The 24833-nt window shown below is 62.2% G+C and carries 17 protein-coding genes and 3 pseudogenes; 7 read left to right on the top strand and 13 right to left on the bottom strand.

The window, feature by feature from the left end:
• Nucleotides 1–2: 2 nt before the first annotated feature.
• The 3 genes and pseudogenes from addB (at nucleotide 3) to trxA (ending at nucleotide 7165) form a co-directional block, all read left to right on the top strand.
• Nucleotides 3–3206 carry a double-strand break repair protein AddB gene (addB, locus tag N7E02_RS15270; protein WP_286582944.1) on the top strand — a complete coding sequence of 1068 codons (3204 nt, stop codon included), beginning with the start codon at nucleotides 3–5 and terminating at the stop codon, nucleotides 3204–3206.
• Nucleotides 3199–6772: pseudogene (gene addA, locus N7E02_RS15265) on the top strand (double-strand break repair helicase AddA). The gene addB and the pseudogene addA overlap by 8 nt, the downstream one beginning before the upstream one ends.
• Before the next feature lie 72 nt (nucleotides 6773–6844).
• Nucleotides 6845–7165, top strand: coding sequence for a thioredoxin (gene trxA, locus N7E02_RS15260; protein WP_093001855.1), 321 nt, complete (start codon nucleotides 6845–6847; stop codon nucleotides 7163–7165).
• Between the two features lie 927 nt (nucleotides 7166–8092).
• Here the strand turns inward: trxA and N7E02_RS15255 are convergent.
• From N7E02_RS15255 to N7E02_RS15235, 5 genes and pseudogenes are all read right to left on the bottom strand, one after another.
• Nucleotides 8093–9444: pseudogene (locus N7E02_RS15255) on the bottom strand (bifunctional folylpolyglutamate synthase/dihydrofolate synthase).
• 28 nt (nucleotides 9445–9472) lie between these two features.
• Complete coding sequence (gene accD / locus N7E02_RS15250; RefSeq protein WP_286582943.1) at nucleotides 9473–10381, bottom strand: acetyl-CoA carboxylase, carboxyltransferase subunit beta; 909 nt, start codon at nucleotides 10379–10381, stop codon at nucleotides 9473–9475.
• 43 nt (nucleotides 10382–10424) lie between these two features.
• Complete coding sequence (trpA, locus tag N7E02_RS15245) at nucleotides 10425–11264, bottom strand: tryptophan synthase subunit alpha (RefSeq protein WP_286582942.1); 840 nt, start codon at nucleotides 11262–11264, stop codon at nucleotides 10425–10427.
• A 3-nt stretch (nucleotides 11265–11267) separates the two neighbouring features.
• Nucleotides 11268–12488 (bottom strand): tryptophan synthase subunit beta, encoded by a 1221-nt coding sequence (trpB, locus tag N7E02_RS15240; RefSeq protein ID WP_286582940.1) that lies wholly within the window; start codon nucleotides 12486–12488, stop codon nucleotides 11268–11270.
• A 12-nt stretch (nucleotides 12489–12500) separates the two neighbouring features.
• Complete coding sequence (locus N7E02_RS15235) at nucleotides 12501–13151, bottom strand: phosphoribosylanthranilate isomerase (protein ID WP_286582939.1); 651 nt, start codon at nucleotides 13149–13151, stop codon at nucleotides 12501–12503.
• Nucleotides 13152–13448: 297 nt separating this feature from the next.
• On the opposite strand from N7E02_RS15235, the pseudogene N7E02_RS15230 reads away from it, so the two are divergent.
• A pseudogene (locus tag N7E02_RS15230) lies at nucleotides 13449–14014 on the top strand (cell wall hydrolase); the annotation flags it as partial.
• Nucleotides 14015–14510: 496 nt separating this feature from the next.
• Here the strand turns inward: N7E02_RS15230 and N7E02_RS15225 are convergent.
• The 3 genes from N7E02_RS15225 to N7E02_RS15215 form a co-directional block, all read right to left on the bottom strand.
• Nucleotides 14511–15272, bottom strand: coding sequence for a M48 family metallopeptidase (locus tag N7E02_RS15225; protein ID WP_286582937.1), 762 nt, complete (start codon nucleotides 15270–15272; stop codon nucleotides 14511–14513).
• A gap of 94 nt (nucleotides 15273–15366) precedes the next feature.
• Complete coding sequence (locus tag N7E02_RS15220) at nucleotides 15367–15792, bottom strand: DUF2852 domain-containing protein (RefSeq protein WP_286582936.1); 426 nt, start codon at nucleotides 15790–15792, stop codon at nucleotides 15367–15369.
• Nucleotides 15793–15927: 135 nt separating this feature from the next.
• Nucleotides 15928–17226, bottom strand: a complete 1299-nt coding sequence (locus N7E02_RS15215) for a polyhydroxyalkanoate depolymerase (RefSeq protein WP_286583850.1) — start codon at nucleotides 17224–17226, stop codon at nucleotides 15928–15930.
• Nucleotides 17227–17417: 191 nt separating this feature from the next.
• On the opposite strand from N7E02_RS15215, the gene N7E02_RS15210 reads away from it, so the two are divergent.
• Nucleotides 17418–18017: a nitroreductase family protein gene (locus N7E02_RS15210; RefSeq protein WP_286582935.1), complete on the top strand. Its 600-nt coding sequence runs from the start codon at nucleotides 17418–17420 to the stop codon at nucleotides 18015–18017.
• 117 nt (nucleotides 18018–18134) lie between these two features.
• Here N7E02_RS15210 and gyrB read toward each other — a convergent pair whose 3' ends face one another.
• The 5 genes from gyrB to N7E02_RS15185 form a co-directional block, all read right to left on the bottom strand.
• Nucleotides 18135–20570: a DNA topoisomerase (ATP-hydrolyzing) subunit B gene (gene gyrB, locus N7E02_RS15205; protein WP_286582934.1), complete on the bottom strand. Its 2436-nt coding sequence runs from the start codon at nucleotides 20568–20570 to the stop codon at nucleotides 18135–18137.
• A gap of 168 nt (nucleotides 20571–20738) precedes the next feature.
• On the bottom strand, nucleotides 20739–21095 hold the full coding sequence (locus N7E02_RS15200) for a helix-turn-helix domain-containing protein (RefSeq protein WP_286582933.1): 357 nt from the start codon (nucleotides 21093–21095) through the stop codon (nucleotides 20739–20741).
• Entirely contained in the window at nucleotides 21092–21655 is a 564-nt protein-coding gene (locus tag N7E02_RS15195; protein WP_286582932.1) for a Smr/MutS family protein, read from the bottom strand. The genes N7E02_RS15200 and N7E02_RS15195 overlap by 4 nt, the downstream gene beginning before the upstream one ends.
• Complete coding sequence (mltA, locus tag N7E02_RS15190) at nucleotides 21652–22773, bottom strand: murein transglycosylase A (protein ID WP_286582930.1); 1122 nt, start codon at nucleotides 22771–22773, stop codon at nucleotides 21652–21654. Before mltA ends, N7E02_RS15195 begins: the two co-directional genes overlap by 4 nt.
• A complete protein-coding gene (locus tag N7E02_RS15185) occupies nucleotides 22770–23471 on the bottom strand; it encodes a Tim44/TimA family putative adaptor protein (protein WP_286582929.1) in 702 nt (233 codons plus the stop codon). Before N7E02_RS15185 ends, mltA begins: the two co-directional genes overlap by 4 nt.
• Before the next feature lie 221 nt (nucleotides 23472–23692).
• Here N7E02_RS15185 and N7E02_RS15180 point away from each other — a divergent pair, with 221 nt between their 5' ends.
• Together N7E02_RS15180 and secB are read left to right on the top strand one after the other, a co-directional pair.
• Nucleotides 23693–24241 carry an FxsA family protein gene (locus tag N7E02_RS15180; protein ID WP_286582926.1) on the top strand — a complete coding sequence of 183 codons (549 nt, stop codon included), beginning with the start codon at nucleotides 23693–23695 and terminating at the stop codon, nucleotides 24239–24241.
• 82 nt (nucleotides 24242–24323) lie between these two features.
• Nucleotides 24324–24800 carry a protein-export chaperone SecB gene (gene secB, locus N7E02_RS15175; protein ID WP_286582925.1) on the top strand — a complete coding sequence of 159 codons (477 nt, stop codon included), beginning with the start codon at nucleotides 24324–24326 and terminating at the stop codon, nucleotides 24798–24800.
• Nucleotides 24801–24833 lie beyond the last annotated feature (33 nt).

Here is a 24833-nt window from a genome sequence, read left to right as displayed (position 1 = left end):
CCATGCCGGCCGACCGTTCGAGCCGCCTGTTCACCATCCCGCCCGCAGCGCCATTTCTGAGGACGCTGGCAGCGGCGCTGTGTGACGGCCGGCTGAACGAGACGTTCCAGTATGATCCCAACGATCCGCTTTCCCTTGCCGATGTGACGATCTACGTGCCGACGCGGCGTTCGGCCCGTGTGCTGCGCTCCGAGTTCGTCGACCTGCTCGGCGGACGCGCCGCCATTCTCCCGGTCATCCGGCCGCTCGGCGAGACAGACGACGATAGCGGCTTCTTCGATCTCGTCGCACCCGAGGAGATGGATCTCGCGCTGCCGATCGGCGGCACGGCACGGCTGCTCGAACTCGGCCGGCTGATCCTTGCCTGGCGAAACCAGTTGCCGAAGATCGTGCTCGACCTGCATTCGGAATCGCCGCTCGTCGCACCGGCGAGCCCGGCGGACGCGATCTGGCTTGCCCGGGCGCTTGCCGAGCTGATCGACGCGATCGAGACAGAGGAGCGCGACTGGAGCGACCTGAAGAACCTCCAGACCGGCGAGCATGCGCTCTGGTGGCAGCTGACCGCCGAATTTCTGTCGATTGCCAGCGCCTTCTGGCCGGCGCGGCTGGAGGAACTGAAACGCTCTTCGCCGGCAAAGCATCGCGCCGCCATTCTGCGCGGCGAGGCCGAGCGGATCGGGGAGCGGGAGCATAAAGGGCCTGTCATCGTCGCCGGCTCCACCGGTTCGGTGCCGGCAGCGGCCGAACTCATCGCTGCAATCTCGCGCCTGCCGAACGGCACCGTCGTCCTGCCCGGCCTCGACATGACCATGCCGGACGACCAGTGGGCGATCGTCGGCGAAGATCAGATTGACGGACGCCCGGAGCCGGCAAGCCGCAGCCATCCGCAATTCGGACTATCCCGGCTGTTGAAGAAGATCGGCGCCACGCGACGGGATGTCGAGACGCTGGGCACGATCGGGCCGGATCTGGCATTTCGGGCCGAGGCGATCTCGCAGGCTCTGGTGCCAGCCAAGGCAACCGATCACTGGAGCCGCTGGCGCAACGAGGCGGCACCGGACGAGCTGGCAGCAGCCTTCAAGGACGTGACGCTGGTCGAGGCCGGCAATGAGCGTGAGGAAGCGGTGGCGATCGCCATCGCACTCCGGCTGGCGCTGGAAAAACCCGGCCGCAACGGCGGGCAGGCCGTCGCGGCGCTGATCACCCCCGACCGTGCGCTTGGCCGGCGCGTGACCGCGGAACTTGCCCGGTTCGGCATTCTCGCCGATGATTCCGCCGGTTCGGCGCTGTCCGGCACGCCGCAGGGGACGCTGACGCAATTGCTGCTGGAGGCGACGCTGCGGCCGGGCGATCCGGTGGCGATCGTCGGGCTTATCAAGCATCCGCTGGTCAGGCTCGGCCTGCCGGCTATCGAACTGCGAGCGGCGGTCGATGCGCTGGAGGTGCTCGCCTTGCGAGGTGGTGTCGGCGAGATGGATATTTCGACGCTCGAACCGCTCTTGGAAACGCAGCTTGCGGCGATCATGGACGATCCGCATATGCCGCAATGGCGCGCCTCGCTGCCGGAAGGCGCGGTCGAGCAAGCCCGCGAGATTGCGAAGAAAATCACCATCGCGGTCGAGCCGCTGGTCGGCGCCTTTCTGCGCCGCCGGCCGGATGGGCGGGGACTGACGGCAAAGCTCCTGCTGTCGGACTGGGCGGCCCGCACCGGCCGGGCGCTGGAAGCACTGTGCATCGACGAGCGTGGTGATCTTGCCGCGCTCTGGTCAGGCGAAGCCGGCGAGCAGCTGGCCGACCTTTTGGCCGAAGTAATCGAGACCGATGGGCAGATGGAGGCGGACGGTCCGCAATGGATCGACATCGTCATGGCGCTGACGACCGGCGGCGCGGTGAAGCCGCGCTCGCTCGCCAATCCGCGGGTCTTCATCTTCGGCACGCTGGAAGCGCGGCTGCAGACGGTCGATACGATGATCCTCGGCGGGCTGAACGAAGGCTCGTGGCCCGGCCAGACGGTCAACAACCCGTTCCTTTCCCGCACGATGAAGACCGATATGGGGCTGGAGCCACCGGAACGGCGGATCGGCCAGCTGGCGCATGATTTCCAGATGGCCTGCGGCACGCGCAACCTGATCCTCACCCGCTCGATGCGGCAGGGCTCGACGCCGACGGTCGCCTCGCGCTGGCTGCAACGCCTGCTGGCGCTGGGCGGCAAGGCCTTTGCCGAGGAGCTAAAGGCCCGCGGCGAGGATTTTCGCCACTGGGCAGCGAAGATCGATGAGGGCGAGAACCAGCAGCCGGCCAGGCGCCCTGCCCCGAAACCGCCGGCAGATCTGCAGCCGACGCGTTATTCCTTCAGCGAGGTCGGCCGCCTGCGCCGCGACCCCTATTCCGTCTATGCCCGCCGGGTGCTCAAGCTCGATCCGCTCGATCCATTCAACCAGGATCCCGGCGCTTCCGAGCGGGGCACGCTCTATCACGCGATCATCGACCGCTATACGCGGGAGAGCATCAGGCAGGGCTTCAAGCCGGGAACGCCCGATTCACGTGAAACGATGCGGCAGATCACGGAAGAGCTTTTCGATGCCGAACAGTTGCCGCCGCATATCGACCGGGTCTGGCGGCCGCGCTTCGTCGAGGTCTCCCGCGCCTTCCTCGACTGGGAGGCGGATCGCGCCCATGATCTGCGGTCCACGTTCACCGAAGTGCGGGGCGGCTGGGAGGTCGTCAGCGCCGGCATCCGCGTGACCGGGATCGCCGACCGGATCGACCTCAAAGGCAATGGCCGGATCGACATCGTCGACTACAAGACCGGCCTGTCGCCCTCCACCAAGCAGGCGCGAACTCTGCTCGATCCGCAATTGTCGCTGGAGGCGGCGGCGCTGATCCATGGCGGGTTCAAGGAGATCAGCGGCCAGCCGGACGATCTTCTCTATGTGCGGCTGCGTCCCGGCGACCGGTTCAAGGCCGAGCGGGTGAACAACGAGGCGGGTGGCAAGCCGGATTCCAAATCGGCGATCGATCTTGCCGAGGAATCGCTGGAGCAGCTGACCCGTTTCGTGCTGACGCTGCGCAAGGGCGAAGCCGGGTTTGCGTCGCGGCTGGTGCCGTTCGCCCAGGGTGACTTCGGCGGTGAGTACGACCACCTTGCTCGCGTTGCCGAGTGGTCGACGGCCGATGACGATGGGGAGGCGGAAGCCGATGAGTGACCATCTCGACCTGCCGGAAGGCGACGACCCGATCACATGGATCGACTGGACGACGGTTCAGCAGTCTCGCGCGTCCGATCCGGCAAGTTCCGCCTGGGTCTCGGCCAATGCCGGTTCCGGCAAGACCCATGTGCTGACGCAGCGGGTGATCCGGCTCCTGCTCGCCGGTTGCCGCCCATCGGCCATTCTCTGCCTCACCTATACGAAGGCTGCAGCATCCGAAATGTCGAACCGCGTCTTCCAGCGGCTGGCCGAATGGACGGTGCTTTCCGATGAAGAACTGTCGAAGCGGATCGCCGGGATCGAAGGTTCTGAGCCGGATTCCAACAAGCTGGCCGAAGCGCGACGGCTGTTCGCCAAGGCGCTGGAAACGCCGGGCGGGCTGAAGATCCAGACGATTCACGCCTTCTGCGAGGCGCTGCTGCACCAGTTTCCGCTGGAAGCCAATGTCGCCGGGCATTTTTCCGTGCTCGACGATCGCGCCGCTACCGCGCTACTGGCGGAAGCTCGTCGGTCGCTTTTGACTGCTACGTCAGCCGAGGACGATCCGGATCTCGCCGAGGCTTTTGCGCATGTATTGGATCTCGGTGACGAGTTCGGTCTCGAAGCGCTGCTGTCCGACATCATCGCCAACCGCACGGCGATCCGCCGGTTCACGGCTCACGCGGAGCGGCATGGCGGCATCGGGCCGGCGCTGAAGAAGGCGTTGGGGCTCGATCCGGCCGATACCGAGGCAAGCATAGCAGCCGGCTATTGGCCGCTGCCGGGGCTTTCCGGTATCACGCTCGATCTCTATCTGTCGCTTGCCGACCTAGCTGGTGGCGCCAAGGTGACCGAGGTCGCCTATGGGCTGAGGCTGGCGATGAAGGAGACGGATGTCTTCAAGCGCGCCGAGCTGCTCGACCAGATCTTCATGACCGGCACCGGCAAGCCGAAGGCGGATTCCTCGCTCGTGGCCAAGGCGATGCTGAAGCCGGCGCCGGAACTGGCGGATGCCGTCAACGCCGCCCGCGAGCATGTTGCGACATCCCGCGACCGGTTGCGGCTGATCAGCATGTTTACCGCCACCAGGGCGGCGCTGACGCTGGCGGCGCGGCTGAACGACGATTACGAGGACCTGAAGAAGAAGCGCAGCCTGCTCGACTTCGAGGATCTGATCGCCCGCACGGCAGACCTTCTGACCCGCGACGGCGTCGGCGCCTGGGTGCATTACAAGCTCGATCAAGGTATCGACCACATTCTCGTCGACGAGGCGCAGGATACCAGCCCGATCCAGTGGACGGTGATCAAGTCGCTGGCGGAAGACTTTTATTCCGGTGCGAGTGCTCGTGACACGCTCCGGACGATGTTTGCGGTCGGCGACGAGAAGCAGTCGATCTATTCCTTCCAGGGCGCGCGGCCGGAGCGGTTTGCCGAAGAACGGCTGGCGACGCAGCGCCAGGTGGCCGGCAGCGGCCAGCCGTTCCACGCCATCCGACTGCCGCTGTCCTTCCGCTCCACCGCCGATGTGCTTTCGGCCGTCGACCAGGTGTTTGCGCTGGAAGACAATGCGCGGGGGCTGTCAGCCACCGGCGATCCGGTGCAGCACCGCTCCAACCGCATGGGCCATGCTGGCGAAGTCGATCTCTGGGATGTCGTGGTGCCGGATGTCGCGGTGCAGGAAGAGGACTGGACCGCGCCCTTCGATGCGACGCCGGACAAGGCGCCCTCGGCGATCCTCGCGTCGCGCATAGCCAACCGCATCGGCGAGATGATCGGGCGGGAGACGGTGATCGAGAAGGGACCGAATGGACCTGAAGAACGGCTCATCGAGCCGGGCGACATTCTGGTTCTGGTGCGCAAGCGCGATGCCTTTGTCAACGCGCTGACGAGGGCGCTGAAGCGCCGCGACAATATTCCCGTTGCCGGCGCCGACCGGTTGCGGCTGACGAGCCATATCGCCGTACAGGATCTTCTGGCACTCGGGCGTTTCCTGCTTTTGCCGCAGGACGACCTGTCGCTGGCGGCGCTGTTGAAGAGCCCGCTTTTCGACCTGTCGGAAGAAGACGTGTTCGAGGTGGCGGCGCTGCGGGGCGACAATGAGAGCGCCTGGAGCCAGCTGAAACGGCTTTCGGACGACCAGCCGCTGCGCTTCCGCGACGCGGCCGATCGGCTGGAGCATCTGCTGACGCTGTCGCGGCTGCTCAGCCCGCATGATCTCTTTGCCCGCATTCTCGGCCAGTATGGCGGGCGCAAAAATTTCTCGGGCGGCTGGGCAGCGAGGCGGGCGATATTCTCGACGAGTTTTTGACCTTCGCGCTGGACCACGAAACTTCGGGTCTTCCGGGGCTGCAGGCCTTCGTCTCGACGCTGGAGATCGAAAGCCCCGAGGTGAAGCGCGAGCAGGATGGCGGGCGCAACGAGGTGCGGATCATGACCGTGCATGCCTCCAAGGGTCTGGAAGCGCCGGTCGTGTTTCTCGTCGACAGCAATTCCAAGGCCTTCATTTCCTCCCATGTGCCGAAATTCCGGTTGCTGCAGGTGGGCGCGGAGAGCGTTCCGGTCTGGGTTCCGGGCAAGGGTCTGTCCAATGCCCTGACCACGGCCGACGATGCACGGCTGAAGATGGGTGCGGAAGAAGAGTATCGCCGGCTGCTCTATGTCGGCATGACGCGGGCCGCCGACCGGCTGGTGATCTGCGGCTATCGCGGTGCCCGCGACAATCCCGAAAGCTGGCAAGCGATGATCGGCCGTGCGCTTTCGACCGATGAGGCGCATTGCAGGCCGGCAACGTTCCACGGGCCGGACGGCGAATGGAACGGGCTTTCCTGGCGCCTGCCGCAGGCTGCGGGCAAGCCGGTGCAGAAGGCCGAGCATATGGCGGCGGTTTCTGCCGACAAGGCGCCGTTGCCGGCTTCTCTGCCGCCTGCCCTCTTCCGCCCGCTGCCGCCGCAGAAGGTTCTGCCGCGACCCTTGAGCCCTTCCGGTGCCGGCACGATGATCGATGACGATGCGGACAACCTGATCGTCACATCTCCCCTGTTCGGCGAGAAGGCATCCAGCAGCCTGGCGCTGCAGAAGGGCAAGCTCGTTCACCGCATGCTGCAGATGCTGACGGAGTTTCCAGACAGCGAGCGGGAAGCTGCCGCCCATCGCTATGCCGGGCGTGCTGCCCGCTTCTGGCCCCAAGGCGAGCGCGAAAAGCTGGTTGCGAGCGTGATGTCGGTTCTGGCCCATCGGGATCTGGCGCCGGTGTTTTCCGCCCGCAGCCAGTCGGAAGTGTCGATCATGGGGACGCTGTCGCTGGAGGGGCAGGACTTTGCGATCTCGGGCCGCATCGACCGGCTGGTCGAGACGGAGGATCGCGTCATCATTCTCGACTACAAGACCAATCGCATTCCCCCGGCCGCAGCCGAGGATGTGCCCCTGCCCCATCGGGCGCAGCTTGCCATCTACCGTCAGATCCTCGCGCCGCTTTATCCCGGCAAGCAAGTCGATTGCGTGCTTGCCTATACCGAGACGGCCAAGGTGATTGCGCTTTCCCCGAACTGATGGCCCGTTCGCTTGCGGAGCTCCAGACAAAGTGACATGACGGGTGCTTGAAAAGTGCTGACAACGATCTCACATTTGCAGCAACACGAATCGTGAAGGAGAGCCTCATGGCTACCGTGAAAGTCGACAACAATAATTTCCAGGCCGAAGTGCTGAACTCCGCCGAGCCGGTCGTCGTGGATTTCTGGGCCGAATGGTGCGGTCCCTGCAAGATGATCGCTCCGAGCCTCGAGGAAATCGCCACCGAACTCGCCGGCAAGGTGAAGGTCGCAAAGCTCAACATCGACGAGAATCCGGAACTGGCCGCCCAGTTCGGCGTCCGCTCTATCCCGACACTCGCCATGTTCAAGGGCGGCGAAGTGGCCGATATCAAGGTCGGTGCCGCGCCGAAGACCGCGCTGTCCGCCTGGATTTCCAGCGCCGCCTGATTGATTGTTTCACGTGAATCCAAAAGTCCGGTTGAGCGATCAGCCGGGTTTTTGTTTGTGTGGTGTTGGCGATTTTCGGCGTATCCTGATTGCAAGGCGGAGTCCTCCCTTGGCGATCTTTGGCATTTTCATTTCGGACTTGATCCGAAGTCGGCCGGGGCGCTGAAAGCTGCCTCGCAAGTTTAGTTTAAAGTGACACCTCTCAGCGCCCCGTTCGGCAGTTTTTATCCGTGAACTCCGGTTGCTCTGCGGTGAGCGGGACAGTGGGCACGGGGGCGTGTCTCATTTGCGAGTGTCATGCACGCCCTTTTACGGAACCCGACCCGGGCCATGACGACCTTGGGCCACGTCATCCACCTGCGCCATGGTTTCCGGAGATCCGAAGACATCCGCGAACGCCCCATGGCGCCATCCCGCCATCCTGTAATGCCTCACAGGCACGCCCGACGCGCCATCAGGGAAGTGATGCGGGATGTCGGTCCGACTTTCATCCCGCGCCTCCCGGTCGTCGGAGGGCAACCATTTTCTCACGGACCCCGATGAGGAAGGTTCACGTCGTCCCTTCACCACCAGTGCCGGCCCCGCCTCGCCGGAACGCCTTCCGGTGTATCCGCGACGGGACGGGGGATTGTAGGCAGAGTTCGAAAAGACGGGGATGAAGTTTGTTGTAAGGGATTGAAATTGCTCAAAAGGGGTGCCGGAACGTCCCCGGCCTTTCGCTTGGGCTCAAGGCGTTCGTCCTTCGAAACGATTCACTGGATCGTTTCGTCGGCTTCGCCGACCAGTCCTCACCCCGATGCGGGAGAGGAAGAAAAATCAGCATCTTAGCTGACAAGCTAAGTGCTAGATTTTTCAGGAGAGGGGTGAGGTCACCACCGGCATTTGAAGCGGAATTAAACTATCCGACGTGCCGCATCCGCCAAGCAATCACGTCGGCGGGGTGCCGTTGTCGGAGAGCACGTTGCCGGCGAAATAGAGGGAGCCGCCGATGAGGATGCGGGGGGCGGGCTGCCGGGGACCTGGCGGGCGGCGATTTCTTTCAGCGCTTCCTCGGTCGAGCCCGCCGGTTCGGCCACGAGGCCGGCATCATAGGCGGCGTTGGCGAGGACGACCGGATCGAGCCCCGCCTCGCTGTCGCGGATGCGGACGGTGAAGACGTGTTCGGCGAGATCGGCAAAGGCGCGGAAATAACCTACCGGGTCCTTGGTGTTGATCATGCCGGTGACGAGATAGAGCGGCCGGGGCTGGCGTTCCTCGAAGGCGGCCATGGCCTCGGCTATGACTTCTCCGCCGGCCGGGTTGTGGCCGCCATCGAGCCAGATTTCGGCACCGGCCGGGGCGATATCGACGAGCGCACCCTCGGTCAGCCGCTGCAGGCGCGCCGGCCATTCGACCGTCGCCATCGCGCGCTCCATCATCTGGTCGGTGACGGCAAAACCGGCGGACTTGACGGCGCGGATCGCAGCGGCGGCATTCGCATATTGGTGGCGACCGGGAAGACGCGGAAGCGTCAGATCATGCAGGCCTTCCTCGTCCTGATAGATCAGCCGGCCGAATTCCTCATGGGCGGAGAAATCCTGTCCGTAAACGATATGAGGGCAACCGAGCCGTTCGGCGGTGGAGACGAGCACCTCGCGGGCCGCATCGAATTCCTGCTGGCCGATCACAACCGGGCAGCCGCGTTTCATGATGCCGGCCTTTTCGGCCGCGATCAGTTCCACCTTGTCGCCGAGATAGGCCTGATGGTCGAGCGCGATCGGCATGATGACCGAGACCGCCGGTTTGGCAATGACATTGGTCGCGTCGAAACGCCCACCGAGCCCGACTTCGAGGATCACGGCATCCGCCGGCTGTTCGGCGAAGAGGAGGAAGGTGGCGGCCGTCAGGATCTCGAAGACGGTGATCATCTGGCCGCCATTGGCAGCAGCGACGCGGCGGAGCGCGTCGGCCAGAAGCGCGTCTTCCACAAGCCTGCCACGACCGCCCTTCACGCCGATGCGGAAGCGCTCATGCCACTGGACGAGATGCGGAGACGTGTGAACATGAACCGCATGGCCGCCCGCTTCCATAAGCGCGCGACAGAAGGCGGTGCAGGAGCCCTTGCCGTTGGTGCCGGCCACATGGATGACCGGCGGCAGATTGAGATGCGGATTACCGAGCGTTTCGAGCAGGCGCGAGATGCGATCGAGCGAGAGGTCGAAACCCTTCGGATGAAGGGTCATCAGCTTCTCGATCTCCTGTTCGGCCTCGCTTGCGACGGGCTGGTTTTTCGTGTTCATCCCGCAGCTCCGATCTCTGGCAGTCTGATCAGGCGCTGGCGGCGACCGGTACCGGCGCTGGCGCCGGAAGCGCTTCCTGAACCGACTGCTTCGTCAGGATCTTCAGGATGCGGGCGAGCGTGGCCGGCAAATCATGGCGCTTGACGACCATGTCGACCATGCCGTGTTCCAGGAGGTATTCGGCCGTCTGGAAACCTTCCGGCAGCTTTTCGCGCAGGGTCTGCTCGATAACGCGCTTGCCGGCAAAACCGATTTCAGCGCCCGGCTCGGCGATATGGACGTCGCCCAACATCGCGTAGGAGGCGGTGACACCTCCTGTCGTCGGATTGGTGAGGACGACGATGTAGGGAAGGCCGGCTTCCTTGAGCATGTCTACGGCGACCGTGGCGCGCGGCAGCTGCATCAGGGACAGGATGCCTTCCTGCATGCGGGCGCCACCCGAGGCCGGGAAGATAACCAGCGGGCACTTTTCCTTCAGCGCGCGCTCGCAGGCCTTCACGATCGCCTCGCCGGCGGCCATGCCGAGCGAACCGCCGATGAAGTTGAATTCATGCACGACGGCGACGAGCTTGACACCCTGGACCTTGCCGAGGCCGGCGAGGATCGTGTCCTCCTGCTCGGTCTTCAGACGGCTATCCTTGAGACGGTCAGCATATTTCTTGGAATCGCGGAATTTCAGCGGGTCCTGGGCGACCTTCGGCTGCGGCAGGGATTCAAACTCGCCACCGTCGAACAGGTCCTTCAGGCGGGCCTTGGCCGGCATCTTCATGTGGAAGCCGGAGGCGGGAATGACCCACTTGTTCTCTTCCAGATCCTTGTGGAAGACCATTTCCCCGGTTTCCGGGCACTTGATCCAGAGGTTTTCAGGAACGTCCCTGTCGGGACGGCCGAGCATGGAGTTGATGCGCGGCCGGACGTAGTTGGTGATCCAGTTCACTTTGGCGTACTCCGAGTTTAGCGTTCGGCCCTATCTGGGCTCTTTATTCAGCGGCGACAAGGCGCGCGGCACGCACGCCGGTAGCGAGACCCTTCACGAGCGTCGCAACGGACGCGATCGTATCGGGGCCGGCTGCGCCGTCCTTGGTGAGACTTCCGGCAATCTGGGCGACGATCGCGGTGCCGACGACGACACCATCTGCTGCCGCACCGATTGCCTTGGCGTGATCGGCCGTCTTGACGCCGAAGCCGACGCAGACGGGAAGATCGGTATGGCCCTTGATGCGCGAGACCGCGCCAGAGATCCGCGACGGATCCGGCAGGGCCGAACCGGTGATGCCGTTCATCGAGACGTAGTAGACGAAGCCGGACGTGTTCTTCAAGACGGCAGGCAGGCGCTTGTCGTCAGTGGTCGGCGTCGCCAGGCGGATGAAGTTGATGCCCTTTTCGAGCGCCGGGATGCAGAGTTCGTCATCCATTTCCGGCGGCAGGTCGACGACAATAAGGCCATCGATGCCGCAGGCGATCGCATCGTCGAGGAACCTGTCGACGCCGTAGATGTAGATCGGATTGTAATAGCCCATCATGACGATCGGCGTGTGGGCATCCGTCTCGCGGAATTTCCTTGCCAGTTCCAGCGTCTTTGCCAGCGTCTGGCCGCCCTTCAGGGCGCGCTGACCGGCAAGCTGGATCGTCGGGCCGTCAGCCATCGGATCGGAAAACGGCATGCCGAGCTCGATGATGTCCGCACCGGCATCCGGCAGAGCCTTCATGATGCCGAGCGAGGTGTCGAAATCCGGATCGCCGCCCATGAAATAGGTGACGAGAACCGGACGGCCCTCGGCCTTCACCTTGGCGAAACGTGCATCCATACGCGCAGTCATGTCTTACAGCCCCATTCCGAGAATCTTGCCGACGGTGAAGATGTCCTTGTCGCCGCGGCCGGACAGGTTCATCAGGATGATCTGGTCCTTGCCCATTTTCGGCGCGCGCTTGATCACCTCGGCAATCGCGTGGCTGGGCTCGAGCGCCGGAATGATGCCTTCGAGCTTCGTCAGAAGCTGGAAGGCTTCGAGCGCCTCATTATCCATGATCGGCACGTATTCGGCGCGGCCGATATCGTTCAGCCAGGAATGTTCGGGACCGATGCCCGGATAGTCGAGGCCGGCGGAAATGGAATGGCCTTCGAGGATCTGGCCGTCATTGTCCTGCAGGAGATAGGTGCGGTTGCCATGCAGCACGCCGGGCGAACCGGCGGTGATGGAGGCGCAGTGCTCGACGCCATCGAGGCCGCGGCCGCCGGCTTCGACGCCGACGATCTGGACGCCCTCGTCATCGAGGAAGGGATGGAAGATGCCGATGGCGTTCGAACCACCGCCGACCGCCGCGATGACGACGTCCGGCAGCTTGCCTTCGGCTTCGAGGATCTGTTCGCGGGCTTCCTTGCCGATGACGGCCTGGAAATCACGGACCATTTCCGGATAGGGATGCGGACCGGCGGCCGTGCCGATCAGGTAATAGGTGTCGTCGACATTGGTCACCCAGTCGCGCAGCGCTTCGTTCATCGCGTCCTTCAGCGTGCCCTGCCCGGCCGTTACCGGGATGACCTCGGCGCCGAGGAGCTTCATGCGGAAGACGTTGGGCGCCTGGCGCTCGACATCGGTCGCGCCCATATAGACGACGCAGGGAAGGCCGAAGCGTGCGGCGACGGTGGCGGAAGCCACGCCGTGCTGGCCGGCGCCGGTCTCGGCGATGATGCGGGTCTTGCCCATGCGCTTGGCGAGCAGGATCTGGCCGATGCAATTGTTGATCTTATGCGAGCCGGTATGGTTCAGCTCTTCGCGCTTGAAGTAGATCTTGGCGCCGCCGAGATGCTCGGTCAGGCGCTCGGCGAAATAGAGCGGGCTCGGGCGGCCGATATAGTGGGTGCCGAGATCGGTCAGCTGCTTCTGGAAGTCCGGATCGTCCTTCGCCTTTTCCCATTCGCCCTGAAGATCCAGGATCAGCGGCATCAGGGTTTCCGCGACGAAACGGCCGCCGAAAATACCGAAACGGCCATCCTCATCGGGGCCGGACCGGAACGAATTGGGTTTTGGCGTCTCGTTCACTTTCAAACTCCTTCAGCGTTTCGCGGCCGACTTTATGGCATCGAAGAACGCGTCGATCATGCCAAGGTCCTTGACGCCCGGCTCGCTTTCCACGCCGGACGAGACATCTACGCCCGTGGCCCGCGTCGAGGAAAGCGCGATAGCGACATTCTCCTTGTTCAGGCCTCCGGAAAGCATGTAATCGACGCTTCCGTCAAGCGAGCCCATCAGGTTCCAGTCGAAGGATACCCCGTTGCCGCCGGGCAGTTCCGAACCCTTCGGCGCCTTGGCATCGAAGAGGAAGCGATCGGCAACGCCGATATAGGGATCGACGCGGTCCAGATCGGCCGCCTCGCGCACCGAGAAGACCTTCATGACGGGAAGACCGTAAAGCGCTTTTATGTGCAGAATGCGTTCCGGGCTCTCGTGACCATGCAATTGCAGGATATCCGGCCGCAACAGCGAGACGATGTCGTCGAGATCCTCGTCGTTGGCGTCAACCGTGACCGCGACGATCTTGACCTTGCCGCGCACCGCATCCGCGAGCTCACCGGCCAATGCCGGATCGATATTGCGAGGGCTCTTTTCGAAGAAGATGAAGCCGATATGGGTGGCGCCGCGGGCCACCGCACGTTCGATGGCGTCCGCAGTCTTCAATCCGCAAATCTTGACGTCGGTTTTCATGACGGCGCAGTGACACGAAATGCCTTGTGAGTCGAGGCTCTTTATATAAGTGGATGGAATGGCACCGCAAATATGGCGCTTCGGATCGAATGCTACGACGCGAATCGCGGTCGCTTCACGGTATGTAAATAGCGGATATATGAGAATTTACTCATGAAATATTTTATTGCCCAAAATGAGAAAAGGAATGGAATTTCCATAACTTGAACGCTTGTGAAAGATAATTGATCATATGTGCAAAGTGAGGTAGGTTATTTCCCGCCGAGACGATTTTTGAAATTTTTTGGCGGGGATACAATGGCGACGATCACTGGGGCTGCTTTGCGCGCAGCACTTTGTCTAGCTGCAGGAGGACTGCTCTCCGCATGCACGAGCACGCAGACGACGGCTTCCGTCGATGCGAAGACGAAGCCCACGAAGCTGGCTGCCGCGGAAGCGGCGCCCTCCAAGACAGTCTACAGCTACACGAACAAGGATCGCGAGTGCCTGAAGCGCGCGATGTATTTCGAATCCAGGCGCACGAGCGAGAATGGCTTCCTTGCGGTCGGTAGCGTGGTGATGAACCGCCTGACCTCCGGCATCTACCCGCCCACGATCTGCGGCGTCGTTACCCAGAAGAACCAGTTCGCGCCGGGCGTGATGACCCGCAAGATGGACGAGGACACGGCGCCCGACCTCAACAAGGCTGCCGACGCGGTTCTCAAGGGTGCCCGGCATCCTGACGTGAAGAGCGCCATGTTCTTCCACACCAAGGGACTGACATTCCCCTACAAGAACATGCATTACGTGGCGTCTCGCCGGCGGCAACGTGTTCTACGAGAAGCGCGGCCGCGACGGCGAATTGCAGACGGCGGAACCGCAATCGGCGGATTCCTACGTACTGGCCTTCAACTCGGCCGGTACGGCGCAGAACGCGATCGCTGCCGTTGCACCTTCAACGGCGCCTGCAAGCAATCCGACACAGGCCGTGGCACTGGAATCCGCACCGGTTCCGGTAACGATGCCGGCTTCTGTTGCCGCCACCAAGGGCGCGCGCGACGCGTCGCAGCAGCTGGCCGCCGCCTCCAAGCCTTCCGTCGAACCGATCATTGCGGCCGCCATCAAGCGCGCCAGCATGGAGCAGGCTTTCGATACCGCCTATTCGGTGCCGCAGAACTCGTCGGTCACGCCGGCGCGCGTCTATCCGGCAAGCCTTGCGAGCGACGACAACATCCCGGTTCCGACCATGCGTCCGCAGGTACAGAAGCGTCCGGGCGCCGGCATGGCCATGGCCGACCAGCCCACCGGTCTTTCCCAGCAGGACTGGATGATGCGCACCAGCGACTGGCAGTAAGCCCGGTCGCCGCTTCATAGTTCTGATCAGCTGAAATCGATTGCGTGGAGCTGCGAACCGTGCAGCTTCAGCCAGCGGCGGGCCTCTTCCATCCGCGGGCAGAGTTGTTTGCACAGCGCCCAGAATTTCGGGCCGTGGTTCATTTCCTTCAGATGCGCCACTTCATGTGCCGCCAGATAGTCGATCACGAGCGGCGGCGCCATGACGATGCGCCAGGAAAAACTCAGGTTTCCATCCCAGGAGCATGACCCCCAGCGGCTGCGGGTATCCTTCATCGACACCGAGGTGATCGGCTTGCGGATCGAGGCTGCATGCCGGCGGGCCAAGGCCTCCAGATCGCGGCGGGCCTCCTTCTTGAGGAAGGTAGAGATGCGGCGGCCTATATGGTCTTCAAGCCCGCTGACCTTCAGCACCGGTTCGCCGTCCACGACGATGGCTTCGGTGACGCCGCGCAGCGTTCCGGTGTGATCGATCCGGTGGATGACGCCGCGGATGGAAATCTGGCCGCCCGGCCGGATCGGATTGTCGGTCGAGAATTTCGACAGCTTGGTCCGAAGCCAGCCATCGTGGCGGGCGAGGAAATCGTCGATCTCGTATTTCTTGAGGCCCACCGGAACGGTCAGGTTCAGCGCGCGACCGCCCGGCTCTATCCTAAGCGTGATGCGGGTGGCGCGGCTGTTTTCCTTGATCGTCAGCGGCAAGGCCCGATCGCCGACATTAAGGGTGCGCTTCACCGTTTCGAGCGGTCTCGACGGGCGGCGGACAGGCTTTTTCAGAAGCGCGAACATGGACTATCCTTAGCCGATTCACTCAAAATCTTCCCATGAAAAAGCCGGCGCCCCTTGAGCGCCGGCCTTAACAGCCGAGTTCCTTGCAGCGATGCTACAGGTCGACGACCTGCTGGTCGCCGTTCGGCCGGTTTTTGCGGTCGCGCATGAAGCGGTCGAACTCTTCCTGGTCCTTGGCGCGGCGAAGCTCGCGCGCGTAAGTGTCGAACTCTTCGCGCATTTCGTCGAGCTTGCGGCGTTCTTCTTCCAGACGGTCGAGTTCGGCCTTCCGCCAGTCGTCGAAGGCGACGTTGCCGGTGGAGAAATGCGTGTTGTTGTAGCGACGGCTCGCGCGGCGGCAGCCGGCGAACCACTTGTCGGCGCGATCATTGGCGTCGCGCTTGAAGCCGCGCAGCCGATCCCCGAAAATGATGTAGGCGAGCATGGCAAGGCCAAGCGGCCAGAACACTATGAAACCGAGCACCATGAGAGCAATGGTGGCCGGCGTCCACTCCGGACGGATCAATGCAGACTGGTTCATGGGTCACACCCTTGAGGTTGCAGCGGGTGGCCGCATGCCAGCCCGACGGAATCGATTTGGTGAGCCGCATATCGCCCTTCAAGAAGAGCGAAGATTAAATTGTAGAAGTCTCTGAAATAACGCCGGAAAATCGATCTAGCTTGGCTTCTTGCCGCCTTTGACACCGGAGCGCTTTGGTGCCGCGGAAGGCTTTTCGGCGGCAGCAGCCTTGGCGTGAAGTCGAGTGAAGTCGAGGATGCGCGGCACGATCTCGCGTCTGAAGCGCGAGCCGTTGAAGACGCCATAGTGGCCGACATCCGGCTGCATGTAGTGCAGCCGCATCTCGTCAGGGATATTGGGGCAGATCGTGTGGGCCGCCTGGGTTTGCCCGACGCCGGAAATGTCGTCGTTCTCGCCTTCCACCGTCATCAGCGCGACATGGCGGATCGCCTTGGTATCGACGAGGACGTCGCGATGTTTCATCTCGCCCTTGGGCAGCGAATGGCGGATGAAGACCGTGTCGACGGTCTGGAGATAGAATTCCTCGGTCAGATCCATGACGGCCAGATATTCATCATAGAAGTCGCGGTGCTTCTCCGCCGATTCCCCGTCGTTCTTGACGAGATGCTCGAAGAATTCCCGATGCGCCATGACGTGGCGGTCGAGGTTCATCGACATAAAACCCGAGAGCTGCAGGAAGCCGGGATAGACGGGTCGCATGAAACCGGGCTGTGGGAACGGCACCGTCATGATGACATTGTCGCGGAACCACTCGAGCGGATGTTCCTTGGCGAGATTGTTGACGGCCGTCGGATGAATGCGCGTGTCGATCGGCCCACCCATCAGGATCATCGAGGCCGGAAGCATCGGGTCCTGCCTCGCTTCCATGACGGCGACGGCGGCGAGAACCGGTACGGACGGCTGGCAGACGCCGACGACATGGGCGCCGGCGCCGAGGGCGTGCAGCATCTCGATCACGTAGTCGATATAGTCATCGAGGTCGAAACTGCCTTCGGTGACGGGGACCATGCGGGCGTCCACCCAGTCGGTAATGTAGACCTCGGCATAGGGCAGAAGCGATTCCACTGTGCCGCGAAGCAGCGTCGCGTAATGGCCGGACATCGGTGCGACGAGGAGTATCTTCTGGTCCGGCGCCCGGGACTGGGGAATATCGCGCTTGAAATGCAGAAGATTGCAGAAGGGCTTTGACCAGACCACCTCTTCGGTGACGGCGACCTTCTCCCCTTCCACCGTGGTTTCCGCGATGCCGAATTCAGGTTTGGCGTAACGCCGCGTCGCCCGCTCGAACACTTCGAGGCTGGCGGTGAGCGTGCGGCCCAGCACCGTCTGCGACAGCGGGTTCATCGGATTGGTGGAGACGAAGCGAAGCGCTTCCGCGCCTGCGCGAAACGGCGCAAGGGCAGCGTGGTTCAACTCATACAGTTGGTAGAACATGAATGCGCTGCTTTTCATCGCGGTGCCTCCTCCCCTTATCGAACCTCAATGCGCCCGATAGTCAGGCGTTCCTCTCCCGTCATCATCTATGACCGAAGTGTATCGGCTTGTCACGCAAGCTTCAAACTTCCCGCCGATTGCAATCGGCTGCACTTCCCTTATTTCCATGAAGAGAAACAAGGAGATCATCCATGACCAGCAGCAATACCCGCACGTCCGAATTTCCCATCGACGTCTTCTTTCTCGATCGCTGGTCACCGCGCGCATTCACGGACGAGACGATGGATCGGGAGACGATGCTGACGATCCTGGATGCCGCGCACTGGGCACCCTCCTCCGGCAACAACCAGCCGTGGCGCTTCATCTATGGCCTGCGCGGCACGCCTGCCTTTTCGGCCATCCTCGATCTTCTCGTGCCTGGCAATCAGCGCTGGGCGCAGAACGCGGCGGCATTGATGATCATCGTGTCGAAGACCTACCGCGTCTCCAGCAGTGGTGAGCGCAAGGAGGCCTATACCCATTCCTATGACACCGGCGCCGCATGGTTCTCGGTGATCTGCCAGGCGATGAAGCTCGGCTATCATGCCCATGGCATGGAAGGTTTCGACAAGGAAAAAGCCATCGGCGTGCTCGACCTGCCGGACGGCTTTCGCGTCGAGGCAGCAGCGGCGATCGGCCGAATTGCCGACAAGAGCACGCTGCCGGAGGATCTTCAGGAGCGGGAAGTTCCGAGCAAGCGCAAGCAGGTGTCGGATTTCGCGTTCGAGGGCAAGTTCACCGGCGAGCCGTGAGCTGACCAAAGCTTAAGGAAATGTTTCACGTGAATCCAAAGCCTGTGCAGAAGCGCCGGCCGGATAACAAAACGGGGCCTGATGGGCCCCGCTTCTAATCGATGATCTGCCTCGACCTTAGATGTCGAGGTTGGCGACGCTCAGGGCATTGTCCTGAATGAATTCGCGGCGCGGCTCGACCTCGTCACCCATGAGGCGCGAGAAGAGGCCGTCGGCGTCGGTCGCATCGTTGACCTTGACCTGCAAAAGCGAGCGGACATTCGGATCGAGCGTCGTTTCCCAGAGCTGCTCGGCATTCATTTCACCAAGACCCTTGTAGCGCTGCATCGACAGGCCCTTGCGGCCGGCGGCGAAGATGGCGTCCAGAAGAGCGCGAGGACCGGGAATTTCCTGCTCGCCATCCTTGCGACCAAGGTTCGGCAGCGTGCCGTAGATCTCATGCAGGCGTGTCGACATCTGATCGATATGACGTGCGTCGGCCGAGCCGATCAGGGCAGTGTCGATGAAGGCGACTTCGCGGACGCCACGGACCATGCGCTCGAAGCGAAGGCCGCCCTCGTCCGTTACATGGCCAGTCCAGCCGCGTTCGGTCTCCTCGGCAATGGTATCCAGACGACGCGCGACGTCATTAGCCGTTTGCTGTGCGCGCTCGCGATTGTCCGTCAGTTCCGGGTTAAGAGCGCCGGCGATGGCGGCCTGCTCGACGATGGCGCGATCATAGCGGGAATGCAGACCGTCGATCAGCGAACGGATGCGAAGCGCATCCTGGATGACTTCGCGCAGATCCTGGCCGACGCGGACCTCGCCCGAAGAGAGCGACAGCCTTGCATCCTCGATGCCCATGCCGATCAGGTATTCTTCCAGCGCCTTCTCGTCCTTCAGGTACTGGACCGACTTGCCGCGCGTGACCTTATAGAGCGGCGGCTGGGCGATATAGATATGGCCGCGTTCGATCAGCTCCGGCATTTGACGGAAGAAGAAGGTCAGCAACAGTGTTCTGATGTGGGCGCCGTCGACGTCAGCGTCCGTCATGATGATGATCTTGTGGTAACGCAGCTTGTCGGCATTGAATTCGTCCTTGCCGATCGATGTGCCGAGCGCGGTGATAAGCGTGCCGATTTCCTGGCTGGAGAGCATCTTGTCGAAGCGCGCACGCTCGACGTTGAGGATCTTGCCGCGCAACGGGAGGATCGCCTGGTTTTCACGCGAACGGCCCTGCTTGGCGGAACCACCTGCCGAGTCACCCTCGACGAGGAAGACTTCGGACTTGGACGGATCGCGCTCCGAGCAGTCGGCGAGCTTGCCCGGAAGAGACGCGATGTCGAGTACGCCCTTGCGGCGGGTCAGTTCGCGCGCCTTGCGGGCAGCTTCGCGGGCAACGGCGGCCTCGACGACTTTGCCGACGAGAACCCTTGCTTCCGTCGGATGTTCCTCGAGCCAGGTGCTGAGCGCCTCGTTGACGAGGTTCTCGACGACCGGGCGAACTTCCGATGAAACGAGCTTGTCCTTGGTCTGGGACGAGAATTTCGGATCCGGCACCTTGACCGAAAGAACCGCGGTCAGGCCTTCGCGGCAGTCATCGCCGGTCAGCGAGACCTTTTCCTTCTTCATGATGCCGGACGTATCGGCATAGGAGGTGATCTGCCGGGTCAGCGCGCCGCGGAAACCGGCCATATGCGTGCCGCCATCGCGCTGGGGGATGTTGTTGGTGAAGCAGAGCACGTTTTCGTGGTAGCTGTCGTTCCACCACATCGCCACTTCGACGGTGATGCCGTCCTTCTCGCCCTTGATGGCGACGGGTTTTTCGACAAGCGGCTTCTTGGCGCGATCGAGATAGGCGACGAAGGCTTCGAGGCCGCCGTCATAGACCATCTCCTCTTCCCGGACATCCGGCTTGCGGCGGTCCGTGAGCCGGATTCGAACGCCGGAATTCAGGAAGGCGAGTTCGCGCAGGCGATGTTCGAGCGTGTTGTAATCGAACTCCGTCATGGTGAAGGTTTGCGGGCTGGCGAGGAAGGTGACTTCCGTGCCCGAACGACCTTCGTATTCGCCAATGACCTTGAGCGGTGCGTCGGCAACGCCGTGGGTGAAGCCGATCTCATGGACCTTGCCGTTGCGGCGGATCTTCAGCTTCAGCCAGACGGAGAGCGCGTTGACGACCGAGACGCCGACGCCGTGCAGGCCGCCGGAGACCTTGTAGGAATTCTGGTCGAACTTACCGCCGGCGTGCAGCTGGGTCATGATGACCTCGGCAGCAGAGACACCCTCTTCCTTGTGGATGTCGGTCGGGATGCCGCGGCCGTTATCGGTGACCGAAACGGAACCGTCGGGGTTCAACGTTACGGTGACGATATCGGCATGGCCGGCAAGCGCCTCGTCGATGGCGTTGTCGACGACTTCGTAGACCATGTGGTGAAGACCGGAACCGTCATCGGTATCGCCGATATACATGCCCGGGCGCTTGCGAACCGCATCGAGACCCTTGAGGACCTTGATGGAATCAGCACCATATTCTGCACTCGCACCATTTTCGCTGGCGGGTATATCGGTCATTCAATTTCTTCCAGTTGGTTCGGGACCGGTGATGCGCGAGATCACCGCTGGTTTTAGTGTGAATATAGGAAATCCCGGGCGGCTTCTAAAGGTTGCGCCAAGCCGATGCGGCAGGAAAGCCGTGGATGTTCCCGAGAAAAGCGACCAAAGCGTGTCGCGGCCCTCGCCCTAGGGCTGACGCCTCAGGATTTTGTCTATTTCTTCTACCATATCCGGCGTCAAAGTGCCAATCCGTTTGGCCAGCCGATTGGCCAGCATCGTATAGCTCGCAGGCAATCCGGACGTGTCGACGACGACCTTCGGATCGGACATGTTCGCCAGACCGAACAGGTCCTCCGCCTCATCCCAGATGATGTTGAAGTAGCCGGCAATGCGCTGGAGCAGCTCGAAGGTCGGCTTTCCGCGTCGGCCATGTTCCAGCGCCGACAGATAAGCCGGGGTGACACCGATGGCTCGCGCCAGGTCGCGCTGTGTGACGCCCTTCTTCTGGCGCAGCTTTCGCATCGCTTCGCCGAAGGGCGTCATGGCGCGTGCCGATCGATGCGGGCAAGGCGAACGTAAAGAGCGCCCTCGCCGCCATGATGGCGTGCCGCCCATTCATAGGAAGAAATCAGGAAGCGGAATTCCGGCTTGGAGAACCACATGGGCACGGCACGCCGCAGCGCGCCTTCGCTGCCCATGGAGCTGCCCTTGCCGGTGATCACCAGGACATGGCGAAGACCGCGATCGTGAGCCCGGTAAATGAAATCCAGAAGAAGGTCGTGGGCTTCTGCCTGAAACAAGCCGTGCAGATCGAGCCGCGCTTCGATGGCGAGTTTGCCCTTGGCGAGCTTCTGCTTGGTCGGCTTTTCCAGCGGGTGATGGAAGCCGCTCGGCTTGCGGGCTGTGGCGACGGATTTCGCCGGCCTGTCGGTCACCTCGCTCGGTAATGCGGGCGCCTGCTTTTCGGCTTCTGCGACGCGCTCAGCTTCCTCCGTCACGAAAGCCAGAAGGTCCTGCTCGCGCTCCTTGAAGGCACGGGTGGACTTGGCGACCTTGCCCCATAGGATCCGTTCTTCAGGATCGAGTTTGCGTCCGCCCTTCATGCGCCATACCTGACTGCCGCTGCCTTGGGGATCAGGATATAGAAATCCGCGTCATTCTTCACCGTCCCTGCGATTTCGCCAGCCTCATAGCCGGAACCGGTGAAGATATCACCCCGCGCCGGACCGACGATTGCCGATCCCGTGTCAAGCGCCAGCATGAGGCGGGCGAAGGAATGGCCCTCGTCCAGATGCTTCAATGTCGGTGCGTGGATGAAGAACGGGTAGCCGAAGGTGTGGATCTGGCGATCGACAGCGAGTGAGCGGCCGGCGACCAGCGGCACCTTTGCAGCGGCCACCGGCCCCAGCACATCGTCCGAGACATCGGCATCACGGAAGAAGATGTAGGAGCGATTGTGCCAGAGCACGTCGTCAACCTTAGCCGGATTCCTCGCCAGCCATGCGCGGATGCTCTGCATGGAGATCTGTTCACGCTCGATTTCGCCGCGATCGATTAGGAGCTTGCCGATCGGTGAAAACGGATGCCCGGCCTTTGCCGCATAGGTGATCCGGCGGATGGTGCCATCCGGGAATTTCAGCCGGGCAGCGCCCTGGACATGCGCGAAGAAAACATCGACTTTCGAGCGGGCCCAGGCAATTTCCAGGCCCCTGCCCTCCAGATACCCCTGATCGATCGCCTTGCGGTCAGGATATTCATTGATGCCGCTCGGCGTCATGCGGCCGAACATGTAGCCGGATTCCAGATCTGCCGGCCGGTTGGTGTCATCGAGATCAATCAGATCATTCGGGCGATAGTAGAATGGATAGGCCCAAGTTTCGTCGCGATGCGCAGAGACTTCAACCTCCGGCTCGTAGAAGGCCGTCACCAGACCGGACTGGTCATCGTCTCTAATGATGCGGAAGGGGATGCAGGTCTGTTCGAAGAACCGGCGGGCGTCGTCAGCGGTCCCGGCCACTGCGCCGCCTGCAGCTTCCAACAAGGGCTGAAGATCGTCGGAGGATAGGCCGAGAGAGCCGGTGCGGTAAGGCTTGATGTCGCGGATATGAAAAAGACACCTCGCCATCGCTTCGAAAAGCGGGCGAGGGTCATCCTTGTCCCAATCGGGCAGATCGCCGAAGGATACGGCAGACAGGCGGTATCCCGGCGACGCGTCGGTCATTGTTCGGATTCGGTCGCGATCAGCTTCCAGTTCGGATCGCGGGAACGGATGTCGCGGGCGAAGGTCCAGATATCGGTGACTTCGGCCACGGCTTCCTGATCGCCATCGATCAGCTTGCCATCCTTGTCGAAGGTGGCGGAAATCAGCTGGCTGACGATGCGGATCGTGACCTGGGCTTCGGACTGCTTGAGCGAAGCATTGGTGATGGCAGCCTTGTCGATGCCGACGAAGGTGGACTTGACCACTTCGCCACGGGCTTCGCGATCGCGTATCGCCGCATCGAAGCCGTCGAAGACTTCCTTCGAGAGGAGGCCTTTGAGCGTCTTGCGATCGCCATCGGCAAAGGCCATCACGATCATTTCATAGGCCATCTTGGCACCGTCGAGGAATTCCTTCGGACGGAAGGCCGGATCAGCCTTGATGATGTCCTTCAACGCCCCGTTCAGATCGCTGCCCGGCTGGGCGAGCGCATCCGCATCGGCCACGCGCTGATCGTCGTCGCCCGCTTCCTTGCGGGGCAAGGTCACGACCTTGCCGTCATCCGCCGCGCCCGGGTTCTTCATCACATCACGCGGGCTGTAGGGATCGAATGGCGGCTTCTCGTTTCCTGTCCGCCGGCCCAGAACACTGCGCAATTGCAGAAAAATCAGCACAGCGGCCACAAGGAAAAAGAGTGTTATGAAGTCGTTTGAGCCCATCTTAACCCGCGATGCCGTTTAAAAGTTGAATTCATAGTCTCATATAGTCTGCATCATGCCATCTTCAAATAGCGAAGGCGTGAGACTAAAGCGTGTCGCGATCCTGTGGGTTCGCTCCGTCACGCTTTAGATCTTTTTGTCGCATGTCGTTTACGCAAGACCGCTGCACACTTTTGCGCGACATGCTCTGGTAACCCCTGTCTTTAATCGTTAACTGGATCATGCGCCCACATTACGCTCTTCTTCTCGTTATCGCCTGGCCCCTGGCCGAAATCGCCGGCTTCGTCGTGGTCGGGCGGGCAATCGGACTATGGTGGACCCTAGGTCTCGTCATCGGGACGGGATTGCTCGGTGCCTTCCTTTTGAGGCAGCAGGGACTGCATCTGTTGAGGAAGTTATCGCAGGAAAGCCAGCAGGGCCATATCCCCGCCAGTTCCGTCGTGAACGGCGCGATGATCGTCGTCGCCGGCATTCTGCTGCTGCTGCCGGGCTTTTTGACGGATATCATCGGTATCGCCCTGTTCATTCCGATCGTGCGGCAGTTTCTGTGGTCGCTGGTCGGAAAGCGCGTGGTCGTCGTCAACAGACAGGGTCGTACCGGCGGTAGCACCGGTTTCGGAAGCGGCCCTTCGCAGCCGACGAACAGCTCGTCGCCGGATCGCTCCAAAAGTGTCGGCAAGGTCGTGGACCTCGACGAAGACGAGTTTCGTCGAGACGGCAATCCCAACCCGTCTTCTCCCTGGGCCAAGGACAAGGATCAGGAGCCATAAGGCGGGTTGCAGGCTCTGCCGGGTTGTAAGCGTATTATCTAGATGTTAGACGGCCTCAACGCATCAGTCCTGAGGATATGCCATGGCAGACGAAAACACGCAGTCGGCGAGCCCGTCGATCAACATTCTCGCCCAGTACACGAAGGATCTTTCCTTCGAAAACCCGGGCGCGCCTCGTTCGCTGCAGGCTCGTGACAAGGCTCCGAGCATCAACATCAACGTGAACGTCAACGCCAACCCGTTGTCGGAAAGCGATTTCGATGTCGTGCTGACGCTGAATGCAGAAGCCAAGGACGACGACAAGGTCGTCTTCGCTGCCGAGCTCGTCTATGGCGGCGTCTTCCGCATCACCGGTTTCCCGCAGGAGCACATGCTGCCGGTTCTCTTCATCGAGTGCCCGCGCCTACTCTTCCCGTTCGCGCGCCAGATCATCGCCGATGTAACCCGCAACGGTGGCTTCCCGCCGCTGATGATCGACCCGATCGATTTTGCGCAGATGTTTTCGCAGCGCATGGCCGAGGAACAGGCCCGCGCCAAGGTTCAGCCGCTCAACAGCTGATAGACATGAAAAAGCCCGGGTCTCCCGGGCTTC

The sequence above is a fragment of the Terrirhizobium terrae genome (assembly GCF_030323265.1).
Lineage (GTDB): Bacteria > Pseudomonadota > Alphaproteobacteria > Rhizobiales > Rhizobiaceae > Neorhizobium.
Note: the sequence above shows the minus strand (reverse complement) of the source record. Positions and strands in the feature narration are given on the sequence as shown.

Coding starts and splice junctions, on each gene's coding strand:
- trxA (WP_093001855.1), top strand. CDS start 6,845: ATGGCTACCGTGAAAGTCGACAACAATAATTTCCAGGCCGAAGTGCTG.
- N7E02_RS15195 (WP_286582932.1), bottom strand. CDS start 21,655: ATGAAGGGCGGACGCAAACTCGATCCTGAAGAACGGATCCTATGGGGC.
- N7E02_RS15220 (WP_286582936.1), bottom strand. CDS start 15,792: ATGAACCAGTCTGCATTGATCCGTCCGGAGTGGACGCCGGCCACCATT.
- N7E02_RS15225 (WP_286582937.1), bottom strand. CDS start 15,272: ATGTTCGCGCTTCTGAAAAAGCCTGTCCGCCGCCCGTCGAGACCGCTC.
- N7E02_RS15180 (WP_286582926.1), top strand. CDS start 23,693: ATGCGCCCACATTACGCTCTTCTTCTCGTTATCGCCTGGCCCCTGGCC.
- trpA (WP_286582942.1), bottom strand. CDS start 11,264: ATGACTGCGCGTATGGATGCACGTTTCGCCAAGGTGAAGGCCGAGGGC.
- addB (WP_286582944.1), top strand. CDS start 3: ATGCCGGCCGACCGTTCGAGCCGCCTGTTCACCATCCCGCCCGCAGCG.
- gyrB (WP_286582934.1), bottom strand. CDS start 20,570: ATGACCGATATACCCGCCAGCGAAAATGGTGCGAGTGCAGAATATGGT.
- N7E02_RS15200 (WP_286582933.1), bottom strand. CDS start 21,095: ATGACGCCCTTCGGCGAAGCGATGCGAAAGCTGCGCCAGAAGAAGGGC.
- N7E02_RS15235 (WP_286582939.1), bottom strand. CDS start 13,151: ATGAAAACCGACGTCAAGATTTGCGGATTGAAGACTGCGGACGCCATC.
- N7E02_RS15210 (WP_286582935.1), top strand. CDS start 17,418: ATGACCAGCAGCAATACCCGCACGTCCGAATTTCCCATCGACGTCTTC.
- secB (WP_286582925.1), top strand. CDS start 24,324: ATGGCAGACGAAAACACGCAGTCGGCGAGCCCGTCGATCAACATTCTC.
- N7E02_RS15185 (WP_286582929.1), bottom strand. CDS start 23,471: ATGGGCTCAAACGACTTCATAACACTCTTTTTCCTTGTGGCCGCTGTG.
- N7E02_RS15215 (WP_286583850.1), bottom strand. CDS start 17,226: ATGTTCTACCAACTGTATGAGTTGAACCACGCTGCCCTTGCGCCGTTT.
- mltA (WP_286582930.1), bottom strand. CDS start 22,773: ATGACCGACGCGTCGCCGGGATACCGCCTGTCTGCCGTATCCTTCGGC.